Source organism: Gemmatimonadota bacterium, from assembly GCA_041390105.1.
Lineage (GTDB): Bacteria > Gemmatimonadota > Gemmatimonadetes > Longimicrobiales > Gaopeijiaceae > JAGQIF01.
Map to the genome: position 1 here is coordinate 237,310 of JAWKQO010000004.1, position 25,707 is coordinate 263,016.

The window sequence follows — 25,707 nt, forward strand, 5'->3', positions numbered from 1 at the left end:
AAGCAGACTGCCAGGGCACCAGATGTTTAGTGCCGCTCAGCTGCGCGCCCTAGATGCTTATAGACTGCGGACGCCTTAGGCGCAACTAGCAGGATCCCGTTGGACAGGAAACAGATGGCGCAACACTCGCAGCTGACCCGCTGATGGTAGGCGCAGGATGTCCGCAGAACCCTATCGCGGCACCCGCGTCAGCGGATCGAGAAACTCCGTCGAGAGACACGGATCGGTCGCGTTGATCCGGAAGATCGCGACGCCGGCAGGTTCGCGGGTCACTTCCAGGAATTGGAGCGCGTCCGGACACGTCCGCTGCACCAGGGCAGCGTCGCGGTTGATCTCGAAGTTCGGATTCCAGAGGAGAAGGAGCGTGACGCCGTCCTCCGCGATCCGGTGCGCAAGGAAGGCGCCGGGCACGTCGAAGTCGGAAGGGCCCACGTCGGGCTCGGCCGGCGTAGCGTTCACGCCCGGAACACCCGTGTAGAGCCAAATCCCTGCCGGCAGCGGTGCCAGGAGTACGTCCTCCGTACCCGCGCGCTCCGCGACCCAGCGGGAGGCAGCTACCAGGTACCGCGTGTTGTCGACGAGGAACTGGGCCGGGTGGAAGTAGAGCTCGCCCTCCGCGCGTTCGCCGAACCGCATCGAGCGAATCTCCATCTGCCGGACACCCACAAGTAGGATCAGGACCGCAGCCAGCCCGTATCCCCAACGCCCACGGTGCACCGTGGGCTGGGCCCACCGCTGCACCGCCGCGGCGGCCAGCAGGCCGAACACCGGCAGCAGGATCAATACGAACCGGTCCTGGGAAAACGGCCAGAGCGCGATGACGACGCTGAGCGCCGCTCCACTCAAGACTACATCCGGATCGCTGCGGAGCCGCCGGGCACCTCCGACGACCGCCAGGAGAACCAAGGCTGCCAGGATTGCTCCACCCAGCACCGGCGGCTCGGCGAAATGGCTCGGAAGAGCCACTACGTAGCGGGTCACCTGCGAACGCAGCACGTCGAGGGTGGTGTGGAGCAGTTCGGAACCGCCGCCCGCGCCCAGCCAGTCGGAATAGGCCTCCTCGTCCGGCTGGGTACTGACGGGCCCGGCAGCGACGCTCAGGCGGTGCCAGAGGCTCCAGCATACCAGCGGCAGCAGCGCGGAGAGCGAAAAAAGCGCGACCGGGCGGCTGCCCGCCCGAACGATCAGCAGCGCCACCAGCAGGGCCGGGACCAACACGACGCCCTGAGTCCGGATGAGGGTCGCAGCGGCCACGGTCAATCCGAGCCCGAGCGCCCATCCCATTCGCGACCGGGGGGTCCCCGCCCGATGGAGGCGACCGAACAGCACCAGCGCGATCACCCAACTCAGGAGGAAGGGGGCTTCGCTGGTAGCGAGGTTCAGGTACTGGACCAGCCCTTCGAGGAAGAAGGGGGACAGCACGAAGAGCCCCGTGCTCAGGCGCGTGAGACCGAAGCGCGCCCGGGCCAGCCACCACAGCAGGCCGGCCGCCACCGCGCTCGCCAGCAGGCTCGCCCCCAACGCCAGCGCATGGACCGTGTCGAGCCCCCTGCCCATCCACCACAGGAGCGCATAGAACGCGGGCAGACCGGGAGGATACTTGAGATGGACGGGTGCTCCCGCCGTGTAGATGGAGTGGTACCCCTCCCCGGAGGCGATCGCCTTGCCTAGCGCCAGGTACACCCCGTCGTCGGAGAACGCACCCGCCGCCAACACGGGGGAGGTGCGCAGCAGCAGGTAGCCGAGCGCGACCACAGCCGCAGCGAGCCCCGCCTCCAGGAACAGCGAAACGGACGGCGGAGGGGAGGGAACGCCGGTGTGCACAGCCTCGTCGGACGACCGGGCCCCGTGCCGGTCATGCGCTATGTCGCTGTCGGCCATCTACGCTCGCCTGCTGCTACCACTCCTCGATCGACGGTGCACGACGGTCTGGCAAGGACCGGGCCTGGCGACGGGTGAGCCTCTGCACCCCACTTCTCAAGCCATGGGAAGCTCGACCGGCGGCAACACGGCTTCGATGCGCGACCGGTGGGGCTCCAGCCAGGGCGGCAATACCAAGGTCTCCCCCAGCCTCTCCGGCGCCTCATCCACAGCGAACCCGGGGCCATCCGTCGCAATCTCGAAGATCGTTCCACCCGGCTCCTGGAAGTACACCGACCGGAACCAGAAGCGGTCGATCACCGGCGTCGGCTGCAGACCCGCGCGCGCGAGGGCATCGCGTACCTGCGCCTGAGTCGCATCATCGGGAACGCGCCAGGCGACATGGTGGATGCTGCCCCGCCCGAGACGCGCCGGAGGCGTGTCCGGCGTCTCCAGGACGTCCACCCACGTGCCGGGGCCGCCGCCGGCAGCGGCGAAGCGGGTCCACCCGTCCTCTTGGCCCGCGTCGGCCAACCCGAGCAGCTCGGTGAGCACAGCGCGCGTGGGCCCGAGGTCCCGGACCCGGATCCGGACTGCGTGCAGACCGCGGACCTGCTCGGAGACGCCAACGCCGCCACCCTCCCAAGGCGTGAAGTCGCGCGACGCAGCGCTCTCCACCAGCACCACCGGCAACCCGTCGGGGTCGCTGAACGCCAGGGACCGCTCGCCGAAGCGCGTGGCCTCCGTCACGTCGGAGACCCCGGCGCGCGTCAGGCGGGCGCGCCACTCGGACAAGGAGCCCACGGGCACGGTCAGCGAGACCTCCGCGATCTCAGCCGACCCACGGCGCGGCGGAGCGATGTGCAGCCAGGGGAAGAAGGTGAGATCCGTGCCCGGCGTCCCCGCGCCGTCCGCGTAGAAGAAATGGTAGGTACCGGGATCGTCCTGGTTCACGCTGCGCTTGACCAGGCGCATGCCCAGCGTGCCGACATAGAAGTCGAGGTTCGCCTGCGGGCGAGAGGCCATGGCGGTGACGTGATGGATGCCGGTCACTGCGGACATGTGCTCCCTCTATGCAGGTCTTGCGGGCTACAGGATTCTCGGCCGCGCGCTCTTCGGTCGGACCGTTAAGCTAGCGCGCCTGTCCAGGCACTCCGTCCGCCGAATGTGCAGATCCCGGCCCGAACAGTCCCCCTCCCGACTGCCGCGCGTAGTCGATGAGAAGGATGACGCTCATCCCATAGCTGCGGATCCCGCCGGGGACTCGGTTGGCCCTCAGGTAGCGGTCGTTGACTGCGGACCCGATGCGCGTACCGACCCCTCGGTAGCGTGCCCAGAACGCAGCGGCGTCCCCGAGATCGCGGCGGACCCCCGGGAGCCAGCGGGCCGTCACCATGTCGAAGCGCTCCCGGTCCGCCTGCGCCAGCACGCCGAGCAGTTGGCGGGCTGCGAACACCGCACAGGAATACCGTAGGAGAGGGTCGAGTGACGCGCTGCCGGCCACGAACCCCAGGAAGCTGGCCTCCGCTTCGTTCGCGACGCCACGCTGATGCGCCTGTTCGTGTGCCATGCTGTGGGCTGCGCTCACGGCGGGGAGGCCGCGGATGAGGTTGGCCTCCGCCGTGAAGGGAAAGAACATCCCCGCGATGCCGAAACGTGCCAGGACACCGCTGCTGAGCGGCCTCTTGGGACGACCGTACACACGATCGAACTGGGGCCCCAGATCCAGTCGGTCGGCCGCGACGACCCACCCCTTCTGCAGGGCGGAGCGCAGCCGCTCGTCGGGCTCGGGGAATGGGGTAGGCACGCCCGCATCGTCGCTGCCGTGCAGCGTCCTGTAGGCGGCGTTGGCCGCTTCGAGGGCCTCGATCGCCAGCGCCTCGACCTCATCCACCTCAGCCCCCTGCCACGCGGGCCACGCCAGTCGCTGCGCCAGGGGCGCGCGCGCGTAGTTGAAACCCCACAGCAGATAGAACCCCGCCGCCAGCACTCCGACGTGAACGAGTGCGCGCCGCATCCCCTCACCCAGCGCGGTGACCAGTCGCTGACGACCGGAGAGGACACCGGACACGCCTCGTGCGCCCATCACCATCAACGCACCGACGTAGAGGGCCGTCAGCCATTCGCCCAGAGCGAAGGGGAGCAGGCCGCTGAGGCGCGAGAGGGGCTCGATGAGCACCGGGCCGATCCCACGGGCGTAGACCCGCTCGGTGAAGCCCGGCGCGGCACGCAGCGCCAGCGAGGCCAGGTAGGCGCTTGCGCCCAATGCGGCGGACCACAGCGCGCGGCGCCACCGCTGCAGGAAATCGCGCGTCGACTCGCTCACGGCTCGAAGGGGAGTTGCGACGGTCTCAGCGGAACATCGCGGTCAGGCCGGAGCGGCTTCGGCCGCCTCTTCCGGCAGGGGGAACCAGCGCAGCGCCTCGAAGTCTGCCGTGCGCTCGCCGTGGACGCGGCCCGGACCGGTCCCGGGCTCCGCCTCCGCAAAGATCCGTCGGGCCTCCGTGAGGTAGGCCGGAAGTTGATCTTCGGTCTCGGTCCTTCGGTGCTGCGGGTACAGAAACCCCTCACCGGTCAGACGAAGGTCGTGCAGGCTGAGGGGTGGCTCCACCACGCCCCCAGCGTGACGCCAGAGCCCGGTGCCGATCTCGAAGTCGTAGTGATCGAGCAGGCGCCAGCCGTCGCGCGCCACCTGGTCCACGGCCTCGAGAACGAAGGCGAACGTCTCCTCGGAGATGAAGTAGTTGAAGTTCACTCGCACCCAGCCGGGCTTGATCCCTTCACAGCCACGGCCGATCTCGCGCTCGAACTCGTGCGAGGTGTCGAGGTCGATGCCCAAGAGACGATGCCCGTAAGGGCCGGCGCACGAGCAGCCACCGCGCGACTGGATGCCGAACAGATCGTTGAGCAGTGCCACCACATAGTTGTGGTGGAGATAGCGAGAGCCGTTCTTGATGATGAACGACACGATGGACAACCGCTCCGCTTCGCAGCTTCCCAGAATCTGGATGTCGGGGTTCTGCTTCCAGCGCTCGATGGCTCGCCGGATGAAAGACTCCTCCCGCTCCCGGATCACGTCGACGCCAACAGCCTCCTTGACCAGGAAGACGAGCCCGGCCCGGATGGACCCGATGATGTCCGGCGTTCCGCCCTCTTCGCGGTGCTCCGGATCCTGCAAGTAGTGGTGCTCCTCCGGGTTGACATACCACACCGTGCCTCCACCCGGCACGGCCGGCACCGTGTTGGTAAGCAGCGCCTTGCGGACAACGAGGATGCCCGGCGTACCCGGGCCTCCGATGAGCTTATGTGGCGAGATGAAGACGGCGTCCTTGTATGCCAAGCCGCTCTCGCCCACGTCCGCGGGTGGTACCATGTCGATGCGGACGTACGGTGCAGCTGCCGCGAAGTCCCAGAATGAAAGGGCGCCGTAGCGGTGGAGCAGCGTGGACACGGCGAAGGTGTTCGACACGATGCCTGTCACGTTCGACGCCGCGCTGAAGCTGCCGATCTTGAGGGGTCGGTCCCGGAAGCGCTGGAGTTGTTCCTCCAGGTGGACGAGGTCGATGCCACCTTTCACATCCTCGCGGATCTCGACCACGTCTGCGATCGACTCGCGCCAGGGGAGCTCGTTGGAGTGGTGCTCGTACGGGCCGATGAGCACCACCGGCCGTTCTTCCGGCGGGATCTGCTCCGTCAGGGCGTAGCGCGCATCGAGGTCATGCGGGATCCGTAGGTTCAGGATCCCGATGAGTCGATCGACGGCTCCAGTCGCCCCGGTCCCGCAGAAGATGACGGCATGCTCGTCGGTGGCCCCCACACAACGACGCACGATCGCGCGGGCGTCCTCGCGGAACCGGGTCGTCTGCAAGCCGGTGCCGGAGCTTTCCGTGTGTGTGTTCGCATACAGCGGGAGCACCGCGTCCCGGATCAGGTCCTCGACGAAGCTCAGCGAGCGTCCCGAGGCCGTGTAATCGGCGTAGGTGACGCGCCGCGGTCCGAACGGGCCCAACACGGCTTCGTCCGCTCCGATCACGGAGCAGCGCAGCAGATCCAGGATGGGGTTGGGTTCGGTCATGGGCGGGTCGGGCTGGCTCCCCTCGGTCGCGGTCGGTCAACCATCATACGGCCGCGGGGGCCTGAACGGCAGTCCGTGCGGGTCCGGCACCCCGGGGACCGTGCATCCCCACGCCAAAGCGCACACATTGTCCGCGCCACCCACTCCAGGAAGACCGGCGATGTCGAACCGTCACCGTAGTTCCCTGTTCGCGCTCCTGCTGGCCACCCTCGTGTGTCCTGGCGCGTTCCTTCCCGCCCAGGAAGTCGGCGGCGGTCCCCTACCGGAGGGAACCCTCTCCGAGTTGCGGTGGCGAATGATCGGTCCCTTCCGGGGCGGTCGCACCAAGGCGGCGGCCGGCGTGCCCAGCCAGCCGGGGCTGTTCTACGTGGGGGTGGTGAACGGCGGCGTGTGGAAGACCACCGACTACGGGCGGACCTGGGTTCCCATCTTCGACGATCAACCGACGGGATCCATCGGGGCGATCGCTGTGGCGCCGTCACGGCCGCAGACCCTCTATGTGGGAAGCGGCGAGGGACTGCAGCGGCCCGACCTCTCGACAGGAGACGGCATCTACAAGTCGACGGACGGCGGGGAGACCTGGAATCACCTCGGCCTGCGCGACGGCCAGCAGATCCCGCAGATCATCGTCGATCCGGACAACCCGGACCGCCTGTTCGTGGCGGTGCTGGGGCATCCCTACGGGCCCAACGAGGAACGCGGCATCTTCCGTTCGCTGGATGGAGGCCGCTCGTTCCAGAGGGTCCTGTACAAGGACCAGAACACGGGGGGCGTGGATGTGGCCTTCGATCCCACGGACGCCAACACCCTCTATGCGGTGCTCTGGGAAGCGCGCGAAGGTCCCTGGGAGAATGGGGTGTTCCGGGGCCCCGGCAGCGGCTTGTTCAAGTCGGCCGACGGGGGCGAGACCTGGCGCCCGCTGACCACAGGGTTGCCCTCCTTCGAGCGGGATGGTCTGTCCCGCATCGGCATCACCGTCGCCCCTTCCGATCCTCGCCGGCTCTACGCCACCGTGGAGTCCCAGGAGAACGGAGGCCTCTATCGGTCCGACGACGCCGGCGAGTCCTGGCGTCGCATCAACAACGACCCCCGTGTCACGCAACGCGGCTCCGACTTCGCCGAGGTGAAGGTCCATCCCACCAATCCCGACATCGTCTTCACCGGCAGCATCGTGGTTTGGAAGTCCACCGACGGCGGGCAGACCTTCGAGGCCATTCGCGGCGCTCCCGGCGGCGACGACTACCATCGGATCTGGATCGACCCGACGCACCCGGACGTCATGCTGATCGCCGCGGATCAGGGGGCCATCATCACCGTCAACGGCGGGGAGACCTGGAGCTCCTGGTACAACCAGCCCACCGCGCAGTTCTATCACGTGACCACCGATAACGCCTTCCCCTACCGCGTGTGCGGCGGCCAGCAGGAGAGCGGGTCGGCGTGCGTGCAGAGCCGCGGCGATGACGGTCAGATCACGTTCCGCGAGTGGCACCCGGTTGGGATCGAGGAATACGGGTACGCCGCCCCCGACCCGCTCGACCCCGATATCGTCTATGGCGGGAAGGTCTCGCGATACGACCGCCGTACCGGGCAGGTGCAGAACGTGGGTCCCCGCCCGCTGCGCGACGGCGACTACCGCGTGGTGCGCACCATGCCGATCCTGTTCTCGCCGGTCGATCCGCATACGCTCTACTTCGCGTCCAACGTGCTTTGGAAGACCACGAACGGCGGAGAGAGTTGGACGCAGATCAGCCCCGATCTCTCACGCCCCTCCTGGGATGCGCCGGCCAACGTGGGCACCTATCGGGGCACTCCGGCGGCCCGGTCCTCCCAGCGGGGTGTCATCTACACGATCGCTCCCTCCCACGTGAACGGCAGCGTGATCTGGGTGGGTACCGACGACGGGCTGATCCACCGCACCACGGATGGTGGCGCCATCTGGGCGGACGTCACACCGCCCGGGGTCGGCCCCTGGGCCAAGATCTCGTTGATGGACGCCTCGCACACGAATGCGGACGCGGCGTACGCGGCCGTCAATACGCTACGGCTGGACGACCTGCGCCCGCACATCTACAGGACGCGGGACGGGGGGCGGACGTGGACTCACATCAGCGAAGGGATCCCAGACGGCGAGACCGTGAACGTGGTGCGTGAGGATCCCGTGCGGCCGGGACTGCTGTTCGCGGGTACCGAGCGCACGGTCTACGTGTCTCTTGACGATGGCGATCACTGGCAGTCGCTGCGCAACAACCTGCCCATCACCTCGATTCGTGATCTCGTGATCAAGGATCAGGACCTGGTGATCGGCACGCATGGAAGGGGCTTCTGGATCCTGGACGACATCACGCCGCTGCGTCAGCTCACGCCCCGCATGTTGGACGCGTTCGACGGGGTGCTGTTGGCGCCCGGAGCGGCGTGGCGGTTCCGCTGGAACAAGAACACGGACACGCCCTTGCCCGCGGACGAGCCGGCCGGGGAGAACCCGCCCGACGGAGCGATCCTGCACTACTACCTGGGGCAAGGTGTGCGCGGCCCGGTGACGCTCGAGATCCTGGACCAGGCGGACCGGGTGGTACGGCGCTATTCGAGCGACGACGCCCCCGAGCCTCCGCTGGAAGGACAGAACGTTCCCGCGTACTGGCCGCGGCCTCCGCAAACCCTTTCAGCGCAGCCGGGCCTGCACCGATTCGTGTGGGATCTCCGCTATCCGCGTCCAGCGGCCTTGTCGTTCTCGTACCCCATTTCGGCCATCCCCCACAATACGCCGGCCGAGCCCCGGGGTCCGCTCGTCCTCCCGGGAACGTACCACGTGCGCCTCAGCGCTGGCGGCGAGAGTTGGCTGCAGCCTCTGGTGGTGCACCTGGATCCCCGGGTCCAGACCGCCCACGCGGAGCTGGAGCGTCAGCACCGTATCGAGATGGACCTCCTGGAGATGATCCGACGCGACCGAACCACCCTGGATGAGGTCCGCGACGCCACCGTGGGGCTCAGTGAGGATGGCGCCCGACGCGCACAGGAGCTGGAGGGCACGTTGACGCGCCTCAACCGCGAGCTGGTGTCGCTGCTCGATGTCGTGAGCGAAGCGGATGTGGGGCCGACCTCACAGGTGGTCGACGCCATCGAGCTGAGGCGACGCGCCCTGGAAACGACGATTGGCGCTTGGGAGACCTTGCGGAGCCGCCGGTAGAGCCCCGCTCCGTGGCGACGATCGGACGTCCTTGCGGCCCCGGGGAAGCTCTGCACTAGCGGCGTACCCCGCGCGCCTTCCCTAGGCGAGTACCTCCACGGGGTCACCCACCCGCACGCGTCCCAGCACCCGTGGGACGGCATTCTGCCCAAAGAGCACTCCGCGCGGGCTGTTGCGGAACGTGTTCAACGTCCGCAAAGGTTCGCCGACTGCGTGCCGCGCTCCCGTGTCGGGGTCGACCGTCGTGAGCACACAGCGGGCGCACGGCTTGACCAACTCGACCTCCACCTCACCGATGCGAAGGCGCTGCCAGATGTCCTCCTCGAACGGAGTGGCGCCCTGGATCACCAGGTTGGGCCGGAAGCGAGCCATCGTCACGGGTTCGGGAAGCCGTTCGTTCAGGTGGGCCAACGACTCCATCGAAGTGATCAGCAGTGGGTAACCATCCGCGAAACCGACCTGGTCCCCCGCGCGGGCGTACGTCGGATCCACCGCACGCGGGCTGGTGTCATCCAGGCGCACCAGCCGACAGGAGAACCCGAGCACGGTGCTGAACCACCGGTCCGCCGCGGTGGAGACCGCCCGCGCATCGACCGTGTCGTTCCAGACCTGCACGCCCACGCGCTCGTCGTCGCCGAAGACGAGGGGCACGTGCAACGCTGGCTGTCCCTCCGCCCGAACCTCCAGCACCCCGTCCCCGATCTCGGAGCGGATCTGCGTCAAACGGGGGTGTTCCCGCCCGGTGAGGAAGCTACCATCCGGCGAGACGACCATCCAACTGCGGTCGAAGCGCAGGCCCGTCCCCACCACGTCCGCCTCCTGCAGCGCGATGCGGTGGGTGGACTTGATAGGGTGGATCTCGATCTCGGCCAGGATCACGAGCGGCGTCGGCTCCATGGAGGGCTGTACGAACCGCCGAGGTGGGCGGACCCTGGACACTACCGCTCAGCGCCCCAGGTGTGCCGTGTCCCTACCGGCAGAGTCCCAGTCGCTCCCAATGGCGTTCCAGGAACCGTCCCAGGCGCGCCGCCGCGAACTCGACCTGATAGCTGGGGAGCGAGCGACCGCGTCCCGCGTCGCTGAACCGCAGGTAGACGCTGCCCGCCACGCCACAGCGCAGGGGCAGCGCGCCTCCGTCTTCACCCTCCCCCACGGCGAAGAGCAGCGATTTCAGGTACAGCCCCTCACCCCGGCGCTCATCCTCCTCCGTCAGCGTACCGGTCTTGGCCAACAGGACGCCTGGAACGCCGAGCTCGCGCCAACGTTCGGCGAGGCCGGCCGCAGTTCCCGTCTCCGCCACGCCCTCCAGTCCATCCAGGAGGGCGTCGTACCACGACTGCCCGGTGAGGCCGAGCGACTCGATCGAATCTGCGCCCGCGGCCGGAACGGCGAGGCCGGTACGGACGCGCCGGTCGGTGGCGATGCGCGCGAAGGCCTCCGTGAGATCAAAGAGGTTCCAGCGATTCTCCCAGGCTCCGAACGCGTATCGGTACAGCAGCGACAACTCCGTCTCCTCCGCGTCGGCGGAGGCCAGCAGCACGGGACGGGACGCGTCCGGCTGCACCTCGTACGGGATGCGGACGGGGCTTCCGTCGTCGAAGCGCAGGGACGTCCAGATCCGGTCGCTCCGCCGGCGTGCGTCGACAATCACCGGATCGGTGGACACTTCGAACAGCTGATCCATTCCTTCCGTCACCGCGCTGCGCAGCAGCGCGGCGCGAGGTACGGTGCGATCCAGGGGCCCCCGGGTCACCGGCTCCGATCCAGCCTCCGCGAACGTCACGGGCCCGCCCGTGAGGGCGGCGGTGAGCAGCGTGGCGGCGTACTCGTTGTTGGAGCAGCGCAGGAAGTAGCGGAGATCGATGCGCCCGGTGCGGGGGGCCGGGCAGTGCAGCTCGGTAGTGAACCCCCTGGAGGCCGGCACAGCCGCAGCGCCAGCCACCCGTGTGACGCGTCCGCTGCGGGCCGGGATCTCCAATCGTCCCAGCTCGGGCCGCCGGGAGAGGATGGCAGCCGCCAGGATGGGCTTGATGGCGGACCCGGGCACCAGGCGTTGGAGCAGGCCGCTACGACCGGGCTCGCTGCGCTCGCCCGTCTCGGCGAGCGCCACGACCGCGCCGTCGGGAATGCGGGTCAACACCACGCCGCCGAACTCCACGCCCACCGGCAGCGCGCGCGCGAAAGCTCCCAACTCTTCCGTGAGCTCGGCGGTCAGCTCAGCATCGACGGAGAGCACCAGGTCCGCACCCAATGCCGCGGGGCGTTCCGGGGAAAGGGGACTCCTCCCTACCGCGGCGAGCAGGTCCAAGGGGGCGATCGTCGAACCGCGCCTCCGCGCACGTCCGTTGATCCACTGCGGCACGGACAACACGCCGTCATCCAGAGTGCCAAAGGTGAGTGGCTCCAAGGGCTCGATCCGTAGAATGGCCCCGGCCTGGAGCCGTAGGGAGTCGTCCGGCTCCAAGCGAACACCATCGATGGCAACCGGCGCCCAACCTGCGACCAGTCGGGGTCGCCCACCCTCCAGCGCCACGTCGCGTAGGACCGCCTGCGCCGTGCGGGCCTCCGACAGGCAGTAAACGCGCGCGTCGCGATCCCCGACCTCGAACTCACAGGCGCGGGACCGCCCGCCGCTCTTCACGCGCAACCGGTGCGACTCGTCCAACGGCACGCGCACGGCCGGGTTGGACAGACCCCAGTCCCGGTCCGCCCGCACGGTGCGCACCGCTCCCTCCCATTCATCATCGAACGGAGACTCCACCCGCCGACTCCAGGCCGCGGCGGTGCGCGTGACACCCAGGGACCCGTCCGGTCGTCGCTCGGGCCGGAAGAGCGAGGGGTTGTAGGGCCGGATGCGCTCGAAGGCGGCCGGATCATCTTTGGCCAGGCGAATCCACTCGCGCTGGAATCGGTTGTAGCGCAGCACTTCTCCATGCAGAAAGCCGCCCGAGCCCAGGGATGGTGGGGCCGAGGCTTCGACGACGAGCGTGTCGTAACGGATACGGCGGCCGGCAATGACCGTGTCGACGCCGACGAAGTGGAGGGGAGCCACCGGTCCCGCCTGGACCAACTCGTCGATGGCGTGGAGCAGCGTTGCGTACTCGAGTCCTTGTGACTCGGGGCGGGCCAGGCCTTGGCGTACCACACCGACGCTCACCGCGAGCAACGCCACCCCCGTGGCTCCGAGTCCGGTCAACACACAGACCGCGAGCAGATTGCCCTTGCCCTTCATCGAGCGCCCTCTTCCGAAAGACCCGCCAGCCCCACGAAGACCGCGGTGCCGATTCCACTCACCAGCACCACGTCGGCCCAGGAATTCAGCCCCAGGAAGGGCATGTTCTGACCCGTGAGCGGCACCAACCCGAGGTTGGAAGCCGCGACGTAGGCAGCGGGCAGCGTGAGCCACAGCGCGCTCCCCACCGTGAGCGCCAGCGCAGCCAGCCCGTCCGGCGATTCACCCACCGTGGCACGCACACGCAACACCCAGAGCGCCACCACCGCGATCAGCGCGAGGTAGAGCAGGAGCACGGCGAGACCGCCGAGCGCCCCGTGCTCTGCCAGCACATAGACCGAGAACGCGTTCTCCGCGTACGACACCACCGTCGGGACACCCCGACCCAGGGCCGTCATCCCCGCGAGTCCCGCCCCGGTCCACCCAGCCGTTGCGTACGCTCGTCCACCCCAGACCTGCTCCAGTGATGGCGCCGCAGCCAGGAGCGCCTCAGAGGGTCCCGCGTACGCCAGTGCCTCCTCCACGAGCGCGGGATCGGAGGCAGCCAGCCCTCGCACCGTGGCACGGGTCACCGGTGTGCCCAGACCCACCCGGCGCAGCGCGTCTACGAAGCCGTTGCCGAGGCCGCCGAACGCTCGCGAGTACTCCGCAACGCTGCCCGCCTCACGCAGATCCCCCAGCGACGGGCGGAGCACGGAGATCGCTGCCAGGCTGACCACCAGCAACACCGCCAGAGACGCCGCGACCAGTGAACGGGGCAAGCGATCGATGCGGGTAGCCAGCAGCACGGTGGCCATCATGGGCAGGAAGAACACCAGGCCCAATCCGAAGTCGAAGACCATGAAGACGAGCAAGACGCCCACCGGAATCACCAGCAGCGCGAGCGCACTCAAGGGGGAATCCCCTTCATCGAGCACGCGCCGGCAGGCCAGACCTGCCCGTACTGCGAGCAGAAACAACAGGAAGACCAGGGCGAAGCGCACCACGGGAGGGATCGTCTGGAAGTTGAGGAAGGTGAGGCCCGCCAAGGTCAGCACCACGCCGATCCAGCCGATTCCCGACAACGCGGAGCGACCCACCTCCAGCAGGCTGCGGTACGCGACCAGCACGCGGCGTTCACCGCCCGCCGGCCCGCGGGCCAGCCACCCGCCCAACCCGATCATCGACGCGGCGAGTAGCACCGTCGGTAGCGTCGCGGTTCCCAGCAACAGCCAGGCACCACCCGGAACCACCAGCGCCACCAGTACGAACAGCGCTCCTGCCCGCTTCGTCGGCGAACCGAATCGGTTCCCTCGCTCCAGGGCGAGGGCCAACAGGAACAGCGCCAAGCCTCCCAGCACCGGAAGCAGAGCCACCACGGGCGCCTGGATGGTGAGCGCCAGCACCATGGCCGAGGTCGCTGCCATCCCGAAGGTCCGCAAGGGACGACTGCCCTGTGCATCCGCAGTCAGGACATCAATGGGCCGCGGTGCCTGCCCGGGCAGCGGCCCCGTGCGTCCGAAGAGGCCGAGCCCCACCCAGGCCAGCACGCCCACCACTGCCGCGACCAGTCCCAAGCCAGCCTCGGGCCGCTGCCACACCAGCGCGGCCGCGCAGACAATGAACACCACCCATGCCAGCACAGAGAGCGGTCTGTTCCTTCCCGAGTCCGCGCCAGTGCCGATCGCTCCGGGCAACTCTCGCCGCGTCGCCTCGCTCACGCCCGGCAGGAGCCGTGCCCGGATCGGACGTTCGAGAACGCGGGCGACGCGCCACACCGTCGGCGTCCAGGCACTCCAACGCCCCAGCAACACCAGCAACGTGGCGAATGCGATCCACAGGCCCACCGCCGTGGCGGCGGCCCGGTCATAGAACGGGGCGGCATAGGCTACCCGCAGGCCCAACGCCAGGCGTACGCCCAGGAAGATCAGGAACAGGTTGAGCAGGGACCACGCCGCCGTGGGGGTAGGTGCGTCGGTTCTCAACTGGCGCGCCAGCGAGGGGTTGCCCAAGAGGACCAACAGGGCCGCCGTGAAGAGCAGATACAGACCCAACACGGTCAGCAGCACGGCGCTCTGCCGTGCGCTCGCGGCCCGATGCACCCGGAGCAACAGGCCGGCGTCTGGGGCACGGGCATCGCGCTTCTCCGCTGACAGCGTCCGCACTTCGCCATAGGGCAGCGGCACGATCTCGTCGGCCGCGACCAGTCGCGCCTGGTCGCGTTCAGTCTCCAGGCGCGCCAGCACCGCGTAGCGTGCCGTATCCAGACCAAAGCCCGAAACGTCGAAGTGCGCTTGTGGTGCTGGAAGTGGCCCGGACGAGAGCAAGCCGCACCGGTTCACGGCGGAGCCGCACGCTTCCGCGGAGGGCAGCGCCCAGCCTGTGGGACGCGGTCCCTGAACGAAGCGCACCGCCAACGGCGGTGAAACCCGGGAAAGACCGGGCACTCGGTCCACGGCGAATGCCCAGGAGCGCCCGCGCGAGCTCACCCACACCGTATCGCCGCGAGCCAGCCCCACACCGTCCGGACCCAGATCGGGATCGCGTCGTGAGACGACGCGATAGGTGGGAAGTCGCACATGGAGCCGCCCGAGACTTCGTTCGGGCCGGACCATGGTGAGCACCAGGTCTTCGCCGACGATGCGATCGGGGAGCGCGCCCCACGCGAGTTCGGCCAAGGGAATGCCGGCCCGCAATCGCTGTTCCAGGATCCGGTCGAGAATCGGATCGGGATGCTCCAGCGAGGCCCGTGCGCCACCCCACTCCAGGTAGCCGCGCCGGCCCTGCGCCTCCAGGCGCAGCACGCTGGAGTCGTTGTTCAACACCAGCGTGAGGGGCGACGTGCGTGTGAGGGTATGCCCGAGCACGGAGCGGCGGCCCCGCGAGCGCAGCAGGCCTCCCGGCCCGCGGCGCACACGGATCATCTCCACTCCCCGAGCCTGGTCGATCACGAACGTCGAGTCGGTGGCGGCGGCGAGGCGAAGGCTCCAGCGATCGAGGTCGCGGATGTCGCCCTCGAGACGGACGTCCAGCCCCGTCACTCCGACCCCTACCTGGAGGGGCGCCGCGGACGGCTCGAACCACACCCCCGGGACCTCGAGACGCTCGCTCCGCTGCCGGTGCGATTCGACGTAGAACAGGAAGAGGTTCGCCAGACACACGCCGGTCAGCGTGAAGAGCGTGACGCCGAACCAGGAGAGCGACAGCGAGCGACGCACCCGCGGCAGACTCAGCACGGCCAGTCCGCCGAGCAGCAAGCCCAGCCACAACGACAACCAGGGCCACTGCGGGCGGGCACGCCCCGCCCAGGCGAGCAAGGCCATCGCCGTCGCCAACCCGAACCAGAAGACGGTCCGGGCCCGACCGGCGACCACGGGTGGGGACTCGTGGGCAGGCATGCGACCCCCTCGGATGGAGAAGCGACGTGGGGGCCCTACGAAAGGCTCACTCCGACGGTTTCCGACCTCAGGCGCGGTCCAGCACGTAGGCCAGCGCCGTCCGTCCTTCTGCGAGCAGGGCAGGATCGTCCGACTCGAGGCCGTACCACGTCACTGCAGCGGCGTGGAAGGCAGCGCGTCGGCGTGCGATGGAGAGCCATTCCTCGGGCACCGCGCCGTAGGCGTCGAAGAAGTCCGCCCGCGCGCCGGGAGGGAAGAACCCGAAGGCGACCATCAAATCGGTGGCGGGACTGCCGAGATGGACGTCTCCCCAGTCGATGACGCCGGTCAGCGTCCGGTCGGTGGCGACGATCAGGTGCCGCGCGTAGAGGTCACCGTGGACGACGGTGCCCCCGCCCGGGGAGCCGGTGGGTTCCGCCCCAGCCTCAAGCAACCCCATCCACGGGCTGGGATTGTCGATGACGCCGGCGCGTGCCAGCACAGTCAGTCGCTCCTCCATCGCCGCCAGGCGGTGGGCAAAGCGGTCTCGCTGCAGCTCATCCGGGGGCAACGGCAACCCATCGGACGGGAGCCCGTGCAGGGCCCGCACGAACCGCCCGAGCCCGGGAGCCGTCTGGCGTCGCTCGGACGGCGTCAGGTGCATCCGGCAGGCCGTCTCGCCCTGCAACAACGCGTATCCGGCGAACGGCCACGGAAACGGGTCCTGGGGCTCGGATACCCAAACGGGTGTGGGGATCCGGAGCGGCAGGTGGGGCTCCAACCTGGGCAGCACGGCGCATTCCGTCCGGAGCAGCGCGGCCGCGCTCTCCTTGCGCGGGAAGCGGAACACCCACGAACCGTCCACCAGGAAGGCCGTGTTGTCCCAGCCGCCCCCGAGAGGACGCACCTCCGCCCCCTGAAAGCGCGGGAAGCGTGTGCCGATCAGGCGCGCGGCCAGGGCCGCGTCCACGCTCCACTCCGCAGTCCAGGGACGGCTCATTGCGGACACCGCTCCTCCACGGACGCACACCGATGCTGCGCGTCCGCGGTCTTCGGCGCCAGTCGCACGCGTCTAGGCGCCGGGTTCCACGCGATTGACGTGACCCAACTTCCGGCCGGGTCTCGGTGCCTTTCCGTAGAGGTGTACGTGCGCACCGGCCTCCGCCAGCATCCCTCGTACATCTCCCACCGCACCGATCAGATTCGTCATCACTGTTCGACCGGTCGGGGCCGTCGAGCCGAGCGGCATCCCGGTGATCGCACGCAAGTGATTCTCGAATTGGGACGTGACCGACCCATCCTGCGTCCAGTGCCCCGAGTTGTGCACGCGCGGGGCAACCTCGTTGGCCAGCAGGGTGTCCCCGATCTGGAAGAGCTCGATCGCGATCACACCGACGTAGTCCAGACGCTCCATCAGGTCCAGAGCATACGAACGGGCTCGTTGCTCGAGGGACGGCGTGAGGTCGGGCGCGGGAGCCACGGTCTCGTGCAGGATCCCCTGCTCATGGCGGTTCTGCACCAGCGGATAGTGGGCGAACTCGCCGTCGAGCCCACGCACCGCCACAATGGACAACTCTCGATCGAAGGGCACGAAGCGCTCGGCGATGCAGCTGCGGCCCTGAACCGCCTCCCAGGCCGGACCCGCGTCGTCTGCGGAGCGCAGCACGAACTGACCCTTCCCGTCATAACCCAAGGTCCGGGTCTTCAGCACGAGGGGCAGCCCCAAGGCGTCCAGCGCAGCACGCAGATCCGCGGTCGAGTCCACGGCGCGATACTCGCTCACCGGGATTCCCACCGCGGCCAGACCCCGGCGCTCCGTCAGGCGATCCTGACCGACCGCCAGCGCAGCCGGGCCCGGCCTGACCGGAAGCCGTTCGGCGAGAAAGTGCGTGGACGCCGCCGGCACGTTCTCGAATTCGTAGGTGACCACGGAAAGCCCGTCTGCGAAGCGCTCCAGCGCGGCCGGATCGTCATAGGGAGCCTGCACGATCTCACCGAGCTCGGCCGCGGGAGGGTTCGCAGCAGGCTCCAGGAACCGGAACGTGAGTCCCAGCGGGCGTCCGGCGAGGGCCAGCATCTGTCCGAGCTGGCCACCGCCGAGAATGCCGACCCTCACGGTGCGGGCTGCGTCGGGTCGGGGTCGGCCAGGACCGCTTCGGTGCGGGCGGCGCGGTAGGCACGCACACGCTCGCGGATCGCGGGGCGGTGGGTTCCGAGGATCTGGGCCGCCAGCAGCGCGGCATTCTGCGCACCAGCCTTCCCGATGGCCAGCGTGCCCACCGGAACGCCGCCCGGCATCTGAACGATGGAGAGCAGTGAATCGAGACCATGCAGCGTACGGCTCTCGACAGGCACACCCAGCACGGGCAGCACGGTCTTCGACGCGGTCATGCCGGGGAGGTGCGCGGCGCCCCCGGCTCCGGCGATGATGACCTCGAGCCCGCGGTCCTCCGCCCGGGCAGCGTACTCGAAGAGGAGGTCGGGCGTGCGATGTGCGGACACGACGCGCACCTCATGCGGAATGCCCAGTTCCTCCAGGAGATCCACAGCATGACGTAGGGTCTCCCAGTCGGACCGGGACCCCATGATCACACCCACCAAAGCCGCATCCTGCATGCGCTGCGCTCGCCGCATCGGGGAACGGGAAAACGTTCAGGTTCGCGCGCGCGGCCGGGCAGGTCAAGCAGCGCTGGGCGGCGCTCGCGATCGCCCCGGGCCAGGTGCTGCGCGCGACTGCGGCCCCGGCACGCGATTCGCTACCTTCGAGGGAGCCATCCACCCGGACCGGACACGGAGTCATGACCCCGTCTACGACGACGCGCCGCGAGCGGCCGGAAGACCCGGCTGCGCTGCAGGCGCTGCTCCCCATCCTGTACGTGGCCTGGTCCGACGGCCACCTGGGGCCCGACGAGCTCTTGGCCGTCCGGGACCGGATCCGCGCCGATGACCGCCTGTTCGGCGGAGATACGGCCTGGGCCGAGGCCTGGTTGGACCCCACGCATCCGCCCACGCCCGACGAACTCGCCGAGATTCGCGACCGGATCCGCGCAGCGAGCGCCGACGGGGACCGAGTGGATTCCCTCGCCGAGCTCGGGCTGAAGACGGCCCGCGCGCTCGGGGCTCAGCTCGCGGACTGGAGCGAGCCCGAAGCGCTGGCCGCCCTGCGCGAGTTGGAGGACCTCCTGGGGGTCGCCGGAGGCGAGGCTGCCCGGGCGTTGGTGTCCTCCCCCGCACGTCCGTCGCTGGCCGAGCCGGGACGGGCCGCAGCGTTCGACAGCGCGGCGCTCAACGAGTTCCTGGACCGGGAGCACCGCCAGCTTCGGCGGACGCTGCTTCATCGCCTCGCGACCCCTGAGTTCAGGAACGACCCGGAAACGCCGCGCGCGGAATACCGCGCGCGTGTTCTGCAACAACTCCGCGTCCTGGCGGCCGAAGGGTACGGGTCACTCTCCTACCCCGAGGAGTTCGGGGGCCGAGGGGACCCCGCCGCCGGCGTTGCCGCGTTCGAGACACTGGCGTTCGGCGATTTCAGCCTGCTGGTCAAGTACGGCGTGCAGTTCGGGCTCTTCGGCGGAAGCATTCTCAACCTGGGCACGCGGCGCCACCACGAGACCTTCCTGCGCTCCGTAGGTGCCCTGGATCTGCCCGGCTGCTACGCCATGTCCGAGACCCGCCACGGTTCCAATGTCCGCGATCTCGAGACCACCGCCACCTACGACCGCAAGACGCAGGAGTTCGTGGTCCACACCCCACATCCGCTGGCCCGTAAGGACTGGATCGGAAACGCGGCGCTGCACGGACGACTCGCCACGGTCTTCGCACAGCTCCTGAGTGGGGGTCGCCACTACGGTGTGCACGCCTTTCTGGTCTGGATCCGCGACGAGGCGGGGCGGCCCCTTCCCGGCGTCACAATCGAGGACTGCGGTCACAAGGTCGGGTTGAACGGCGTTGACAACGGGCGCATCGCCTTTGACCAGGTCCGCATCTCCCGGGACAGCCTGCTCGACCGCTTCGCGCAGATGTCTCCGGAAGGGGTCTACAGCAGCCCCATCGCCAGCGAGGGACGCCGCTTTTTCACCATGCTGGGCACCCTGGTGGCCGGGCGAGTCAGCGTGGCCTGCGCGTCCTTGTCCGCGTCCAAGACGGCGCTCGCGATCGCCATCCGCTACGCGGACCAGCGTCGGCAATTCGGGCCGGAAGGCGGGTCGGAACGCCCGATTCTCGACTACCTCACCCTGCAACGTGCGCTCCTACCCAGACTCGCCACCACCTACGCGTTGCATTTCGCACTGCGTGACCTGCAGAAACGGTTCGGGAGCGCTCGCGAAGAAGAGGGTCCGGAGATCGAGGTGCTGGCCGCCGGTCTCAAAGCCATCGCGTCCACACACAACCTCGAGACCGTGCAGGCCTGCCGAGAGGCCTGCGGCGGCAAGGGCTATCTGGCCGAGAACCGCTTCGGCACGCTGCGAAACGATACCGATGTGTTCACGACGTTCGAAGGCGCCAACCCGGTCCTCCTTCAACTTGTAGCCAAGGGGCTCCTTTCGCGCTACAAGCGTGAGATGGGCGACCTGAACGTCTGGGGGATCGTACGCTATCTGGCCGACCGCGCCGGCACGCGTATGGCGGAGCTGAATCCCGTGGTCACGCGCCGCACCGACCGTGCTCACCTGCTCGACCCGTCGTTCCACGACGCCGCGATCCGCTGGCGGGCCGAACACCTGCTCTCCACGGTGGCGGCCCGATTGAAGTCGCGCATCGACGCGGGCACGGACAGCTTCGAAGCCCTCAACGAATGTCAGGATCACGTGGTCGAGCTGGCCCGCGCTCACGTCGACCTGGTGTTGCTCGAGCGCTTCCAGGAAGCGGTGCGGCAAGCTCCCGCGGGGCTGTCCGAGGTGTTGGAGGAGCTCTGCGCACTCTTCGCACTGGCCACCATGGAGCGCCAGCGCGGGTGGTATCTCGAGAGCGGGTACATGGAATCGGTCAAGACCAAGGCCATTCGCGCCGAGGTCAATCGCCTCTGCCGCTCCCAGCGCGACCGTGCGCTCGCGCTGGTCGACGCTTTCGGCATCCCGGATTCCCTACTGAGCGCGCCCGCGGCCTTCGTGCAGGAGTACCCTGCACCGTAGGAGGTCGGATCTCATATTGGTGGTTGTCCGTCGCCGAAACCTCGAGGACCCCATGACCAGCATCCTGCGCCGTCTGCTACGACTCGTCCTGGACTGGCTGAGGCAGCGTATCTGAGTTCCCGCCGCGGAGGCCCGGCTCGAGAAACAGCACCAGCCCGAAGACCACCAGGAGGTTGGTGACGAGGAAGAAGGTCGCTTCCTCCACGGGGAGGTCCAGCGGATTCCAGCCGAGCGTGAAGCGCTCCGAGATCCGCCACACGCCGTCGCGCAGCGCGATCCGATCCGCAACCCAGAACCAGAGCGTGGGCACTGCCACCCCGGGGAGCACGGCGGCTTTCCATCGCCAGATCAGATCCCCGCGGTAGGCCCAGAGCGCCCCCAGAACCGGGACGGCCCAGACCAGGATCAGCCCCAGGTAGGTGCCCTCCTCCCGCTGGAGGAGCGCCAGACCCAGGAGGAGCCAGACGAGGGCCACCAGCACGCCGGCCAGGCGGACGGTCCTCGCCGGGCGCTCCAGCCGGGGGGCGGGCTCCACGGTGAGGAGGCGCCCCAGGAAGCGGAAGAACACCATACCGGTGAGCACGGGCTGGAGGACGAAGAAAGCGATCTCCTCGAACGGAACCCCCCAGAGGGCCCCCAGGACCCGGTCGGGGCCGTAGCTCCAGACTCCACGACCGATCAGATACGCATCCCAGGGGGTCGTGTACACCAACGCGATCATGGGCACGGCCAGAAGGGCCAAACCTGCGCGGCGGCCCAGCACCTGCGCGCTGCGTCCGACCCCCGTGGCCAGCAGCAAAACCGGCGGCAGAACGAAGAGGACGTGGAACTGTGCGTAGGTCATCGGCCGCCGCTCGGCCTGGGCTCCAGGGCCGGGGGCCGCCCCACTTCGCTTGACCCTCGCCGTGCGCGTGGTGTTATTTGGAGCCGGTTCGCGGGCATCCAACTTCCCTCCGAGGTCGATGCGGGAGACCCATCACCGCGTCGTCCGTCTTTGGCGGCGACGCTCCCTGCAGGTCCTGGCTCTCGCTCTGGCGTGGGCTACCCAGCCCCTGGCGGCGCAGATCCGGGACGACGTGTACCGTCTGGACCGCCCTGACGCCCAGGGGCCAGCGGGCCTCACCGGCGAGCACCTCATCCACCGGGGCTCGTTCGAGATGGGGTACCGGTTCACCAATCTGGGGTTCGATCAGCTGCGTGAGGGTCGGGAGGAACGCGCGGCGGAAGATCTGCTGCGAACCTACACGATCGTACCCGCCACCCGCACGGCGCTGACCCACGAGCTGGATCTGCGCTACGGGGTCGCCAGCGGACTCACCCTGCAAGTCCTGGTTCCCTACCACGACATCGAGACCAGCAGCCTGTTCGGAAGCGAACGCTTCGTCACCCGGTCGTCCGGGCTGGGTGATGTCCTGGTTCAGGGCCTCGTGAGCTTGTTCGGAGAGGGAGCGGCGCGCTCGCACCTGAACCTGGGCCTGAGCATCCCTACCGGCGCCATCGACGCCACCGGTCGCACACCCCTGGCGTTGGGTGGCGCCATCCTGCCCTACGGCTCGCAACTGGGCAGTGGCTCCTTCGAGCTGCGGCCGGGCGGTACCGTCCTCGTGCAGAACGATCAGGGCTCGGTCGGCGCGCAACTGCTGGGCACCTTGCACCTGAACGAGAACGACCGGGGCTACCGCGTCGGCGATCGCATCACCGCCACGGTTTGGCTGGCGCCCCGCATCAACGATTTCATGAGCTTCTCGGCCCGGATCATCTACGAGAACTTTGATCGCGTACACGGGGCCGACGCAGGCCTCGATCGTACGCTGGACCCCACGGCCGACCCCGACTTCCAGGGGGGCGAACGTGTGGAGCTGCCCTTCGGGCTCAGCATCTATCTGCCCGACGGGCCGTTCGCCGGTCACCGGCTCAGCGTTGAGTTCTCGTTCGCGGCCCATCAGGACTACGACGGCATCCAGATGGACCGCAACCGCACCTTCTGGGTGGTCTGGCGCAAGGCGCTCTGAGTACCAAGCGCACCGCATTGCAGGCGCGGGTCCTTCGCTGAAGAACCCCTCAGCGTCGCACGCGAACCAGGTGGTGATTCTTCTTGCCCTTGCGTAGCACCAGGAAGCGGCCCTCGATCGTGTCCTGGTGTGTGACGCCGCGCTCGACCGAATCCACCCGCTCGCCGTTCAGGTAGATGCCACCCGCCTCCAGGGAGCGCCGCGCATCGCCCTTGGAGCTGGCGAGCCCGGTGTGGGCCAGCAGATCGACGACATTGAGGCCCTCCCCCCCGAGCTCCGTTCCCGCGACCTCCGAGGACGGCACATCCGAGAATACATCCGCGATCTCGTCGGCGGAGAGCCCGTCCAACGCACCACCGAACAGCACCTGCGTGGCCCTCAGCGCGCGCGAGAGTCCGTCCTCGTCGTGCACGCGGCGCGTGACATCCTCCGCCAGCGCCCGTTGCGCCGCCCGACCCGCGGGGTTCGCCTTCAGGTCTGCGGCCAGCCCCTCGATCTCGGCGCTCGAGAACAGCGTAAACGCCTTGAGCCAGCGGACGGCGTCGCCGTCGTCGGTGTTGAGCCAGAACTGATAGAAGCGGAACGGCGAGGTACGTGCCGGATCCAGCCACACTGCTCCGGCCTCCGTCTTTCCGAACTTCACGCCCGAGCTCGTGGTCATCAGCGGCCACACCACGCCGAACGCCTTGGCCCCTCGGACACGACGGATCAGGTCGATGCCCGCCGTGATGTTGCCCCACTGGTCGCTTCCACCCATCTGGCCGGTACATCCCAGGCGGTCGTGGAGGGCCAGGAAGTCGTAGGCTTGCAACAGGATGTAGCTGAACTCCGTGTACGAGAGCCCGGTTTCCTCGGACTGCACACGGCGACGGATCGACTCCTTGCCCAGCAAGGCGTTGACGGAGAAGTGCTTGCCAGTGTCGCGCAGGAAGTCGAGCAACGGCAGCGACCCCAACCAGTCGAGGTTGTTGACCATGGTGGCAGGGTTGGTGCGCGCCTCGAAGTCCAGAAAACGTTCGAGCTGGGCGTGGATGCCGAGTGCGTTGCGTTCGACATCTTCACGGGACTGGAGCTTGCGCTCCTCCGCTTTCCCACTGGGATCGCCGATCAGGCCCGTGCCGCCGCCCACCAATGCGATGGGTGAGTGACCCGCGCGCTGCGCGTGCACCAGTCCCATCACCGTGAGCAGGTTCCCCACGTGCAGCGACGATGCCGTGGGGTCGAACCCGATGTAGATGCGACGGGGCTCGGAGCGCAGCATCTCGGCCGCCCCCTCGGTGGCGTCTTGAAGCAGGCCGCGCCAGCGGTATTCCTCGATCAGGTCCATGATCCCTCGTTTCAGGAATCTGCAAAGGAAACAGACGCCTCCAGCTCGATCAAGGGTGGAGCGCTCGCCCGGCGAGCTCACGGGCCGCCGCCCGATCGACCTTGCCGCTCCGGTTCCGAGGAAGTTCCGTGCAGGTGACCCAGGCACGCGGCCGCTGGGCCGCGCGCAGTTGAGCTCGAGCCCACGCCTCGAGGCCCTCGCGGTCCTCACGTCCTGCATTCCATTGGACCACGGCAACGACGCGCTCGCCCCACTCGGGATCGGGCATCCCCACCACACACACATCCTGAACGGATGCGCTCCGTCGGAGCACGCCTTCCACCTCCAGGGGATCTACGTTGACGCCGCCGCTGATGACCCGGTCGCTCGCCCGACCCGTCACGAACAGGTGCCCTTCGTGATCGATGCGCCCGAGATCGCCGGTCCGAAACCAGCCCCCCTCGTCGGGGAGCCGGGCGTTCCCGCCGAGCCGTCCCAAGGCGAGCCCCGGCCCCCGTACCTCGATCTCGCCCTCGTCGGAGATGCGCACCTCGGTTCCCTCCAGCGGGGTGCCCACGGTGCCCGGCTTGGCCTCGACCAGCGTCGGTGGCGCAGTGGCCACCTGCGAGCTGGCTTCCGTCATCCCGTAGGTGAGAAAGACAGGCACGCCCGCCGCCCTGGCCCGTTCGACGAGCGGGCGGGGTGCGGCCGCACCGCCCAGCAGGATGCCGCGCAGCGTAGACGCAACCGGTCGCCCCGCACGGGCTGCCAGCAGCCGCTCCAGCATGATGGGCACCAACGACGCGAAGGTGGCGTGTCCCGCCTCGATGGCTCCATCCAATCCCTCCGCATCGAAGGGGCCGGCCACCCACAGACCGTGCCCCACCACCGCCGCCCGCACCAGCGTGGCCAGCCCACCCACATGCGCCGTCGACAAGGTCAGGGCCCACACGTCCCGCGCGGTCAGCCCCAGACGCTGCGCCGAGGCGACCCCCACGTAGGCGAGGCCGTCGTGGCCCAGGATCACCCCTCGGGGCCGGCCCGCCGTCCCCGAGGTCCAGACCACTGCCGCGGCGCCATCGGGCAGTTCTCGGGCGCCGTGGAGGTCCTCCTCCACCAAAGCGCGCTCGCGCTCTGGGAGATCGGGGTGAAGCGGGACGAGCACACCCCCGAGGCGCCACACCGCCAGCGCCTCGACCACCCAGTCGGCGTCCTGGCGGGCCACGGCCACGTGCGCCCCTCCCGGAGCGAGGCTGGCCGCCAGGGCGGACGCCGCCGCCGCGACCCGCGCCTCCAGCTCCGCCGCGTCCCAATAGAAGCCCGGCCCCCGGACCGGGAATGCTCGGTAGCGCATGAGCGGCCTCCTTCTCCGAGCCCGAGGCGTGGGTGAGTCCGGATTCGCGGCGCCCAATATAGACGAAGGGCCCCTGGGCCGGTCTGCCGGGGGCCCGGGACGCCCGCCGCCACGGGGCCGCCCTGCCTTCCGGCGGGTGGACCGGCCCGTCCGTGGAGGCCAGCTTCCGTCCTGGTCAGGGTCGGGCTACGAGGAC

The 25,707-nt window shown here is 68.9% G+C and carries 16 protein-coding genes; 3 read left to right on the plus strand and 13 right to left on the minus strand.

The window, feature by feature from the left end; all coding sequences use genetic code 11:
- Positions 1-171 precede the first annotated feature (171 nt).
- The 4 genes from R3E10_17660 to R3E10_17675 form a co-directional block, all read right to left on the minus strand.
- Positions 172-1,881 (minus strand): glycosyltransferase family 39 protein, encoded by a 1,710-nt coding sequence (locus R3E10_17660; protein MEZ4417586.1) that lies wholly within the window; start codon positions 1,879-1,881, stop codon positions 172-174.
- A 96-nt stretch (positions 1,882-1,977) separates the two neighbouring features.
- Complete coding sequence (locus R3E10_17665) at positions 1,978-2,922, minus strand: ring-cleaving dioxygenase (protein ID MEZ4417587.1); 945 nt, start codon at positions 2,920-2,922, stop codon at positions 1,978-1,980.
- Between the two features lie 70 nt (positions 2,923-2,992).
- Entirely contained in the window at positions 2,993-4,186 is a 1,194-nt protein-coding gene (locus R3E10_17670; GenBank protein MEZ4417588.1) for a DUF3810 domain-containing protein, read from the minus strand.
- Between the two features lie 42 nt (positions 4,187-4,228).
- A complete protein-coding gene (locus tag R3E10_17675; GenBank protein ID MEZ4417589.1) occupies positions 4,229-5,935 on the minus strand; it encodes an aminotransferase class V-fold PLP-dependent enzyme in 1,707 nt (568 codons plus the stop codon).
- A gap of 160 nt (positions 5,936-6,095) precedes the next feature.
- Here R3E10_17675 and R3E10_17680 point away from each other — a divergent pair, with 160 nt between their 5' ends.
- Complete coding sequence (locus R3E10_17680) at positions 6,096-9,119, plus strand: glycoside hydrolase (GenBank protein ID MEZ4417590.1); 3,024 nt, start codon at positions 6,096-6,098, stop codon at positions 9,117-9,119.
- Between the two features lie 81 nt (positions 9,120-9,200).
- On the opposite strand, the gene R3E10_17685 is transcribed toward R3E10_17680, so the two are convergent.
- The 6 genes from R3E10_17685 to purE form a co-directional block, all read right to left on the minus strand.
- Positions 9,201-10,016, minus strand: a complete 816-nt coding sequence (locus R3E10_17685; GenBank protein MEZ4417591.1) for an MOSC domain-containing protein — start codon at positions 10,014-10,016, stop codon at positions 9,201-9,203.
- Between the two features lie 73 nt (positions 10,017-10,089).
- A complete protein-coding gene (locus R3E10_17690) occupies positions 10,090-12,351 on the minus strand; it encodes a hypothetical protein (protein MEZ4417592.1) in 2,262 nt (753 codons plus the stop codon).
- On the minus strand, positions 12,348-15,728 hold the full coding sequence (locus R3E10_17695; protein MEZ4417593.1) for a hypothetical protein: 3,381 nt from the start codon (positions 15,726-15,728) through the stop codon (positions 12,348-12,350). The genes R3E10_17690 and R3E10_17695 overlap by 4 nt, the downstream gene beginning before the upstream one ends.
- A 67-nt stretch (positions 15,729-15,795) precedes the next feature.
- Positions 15,796-16,707: a phosphotransferase gene (locus R3E10_17700; GenBank protein ID MEZ4417594.1), complete on the minus strand. Its 912-nt coding sequence runs from the start codon at positions 16,705-16,707 to the stop codon at positions 15,796-15,798.
- 72 nt (positions 16,708-16,779) lie between these two features.
- The gene (locus R3E10_17705) at positions 16,780-17,823 is read right to left on the minus strand and encodes a 5-(carboxyamino)imidazole ribonucleotide synthase (GenBank protein ID MEZ4417595.1); all 1,044 of its coding nucleotides are present in this window, start codon (positions 17,821-17,823) and stop codon (positions 16,780-16,782) included.
- Positions 17,820-18,341, minus strand: coding sequence for a 5-(carboxyamino)imidazole ribonucleotide mutase (purE, locus tag R3E10_17710; protein MEZ4417596.1), 522 nt, complete (start codon positions 18,339-18,341; stop codon positions 17,820-17,822). Before purE ends, R3E10_17705 begins: the two co-directional genes overlap by 4 nt.
- 164 nt (positions 18,342-18,505) lie before the next feature.
- On the opposite strand from purE, the gene R3E10_17715 reads away from it, so the two are divergent.
- Positions 18,506-20,839 carry an acyl-CoA dehydrogenase gene (locus R3E10_17715; GenBank protein MEZ4417597.1) on the plus strand — a complete coding sequence of 778 codons (2,334 nt, stop codon included), beginning with the start codon at positions 18,506-18,508 and terminating at the stop codon, positions 20,837-20,839.
- 76 nt (positions 20,840-20,915) lie between these two features.
- On the opposite strand, the gene R3E10_17720 is transcribed toward R3E10_17715, so the two are convergent.
- Entirely contained in the window at positions 20,916-21,683 is a 768-nt protein-coding gene (locus tag R3E10_17720; GenBank protein ID MEZ4417598.1) for a lycopene cyclase domain-containing protein, read from the minus strand.
- Positions 21,684-21,801: 118 nt separating this feature from the next.
- Between R3E10_17720 and R3E10_17725 the strand changes: the two genes are divergently transcribed.
- Entirely contained in the window at positions 21,802-22,851 is a 1,050-nt protein-coding gene (locus R3E10_17725; GenBank protein MEZ4417599.1) for a hypothetical protein, read from the plus strand.
- 49 nt (positions 22,852-22,900) lie between these two features.
- Here R3E10_17725 and tyrS read toward each other — a convergent pair whose 3' ends face one another.
- Together tyrS and R3E10_17735 are read right to left on the minus strand one after the other, a co-directional pair.
- A complete protein-coding gene (gene tyrS, locus R3E10_17730) occupies positions 22,901-24,178 on the minus strand; it encodes a tyrosine--tRNA ligase (protein MEZ4417600.1) in 1,278 nt (425 codons plus the stop codon).
- Positions 24,179-24,227: 49 nt separating this feature from the next.
- Positions 24,228-25,511, minus strand: coding sequence for an AMP-binding protein (locus tag R3E10_17735; GenBank protein ID MEZ4417601.1), 1,284 nt, complete (start codon positions 25,509-25,511; stop codon positions 24,228-24,230).
- Positions 25,512-25,707: the final 196 nt, after the last annotated feature.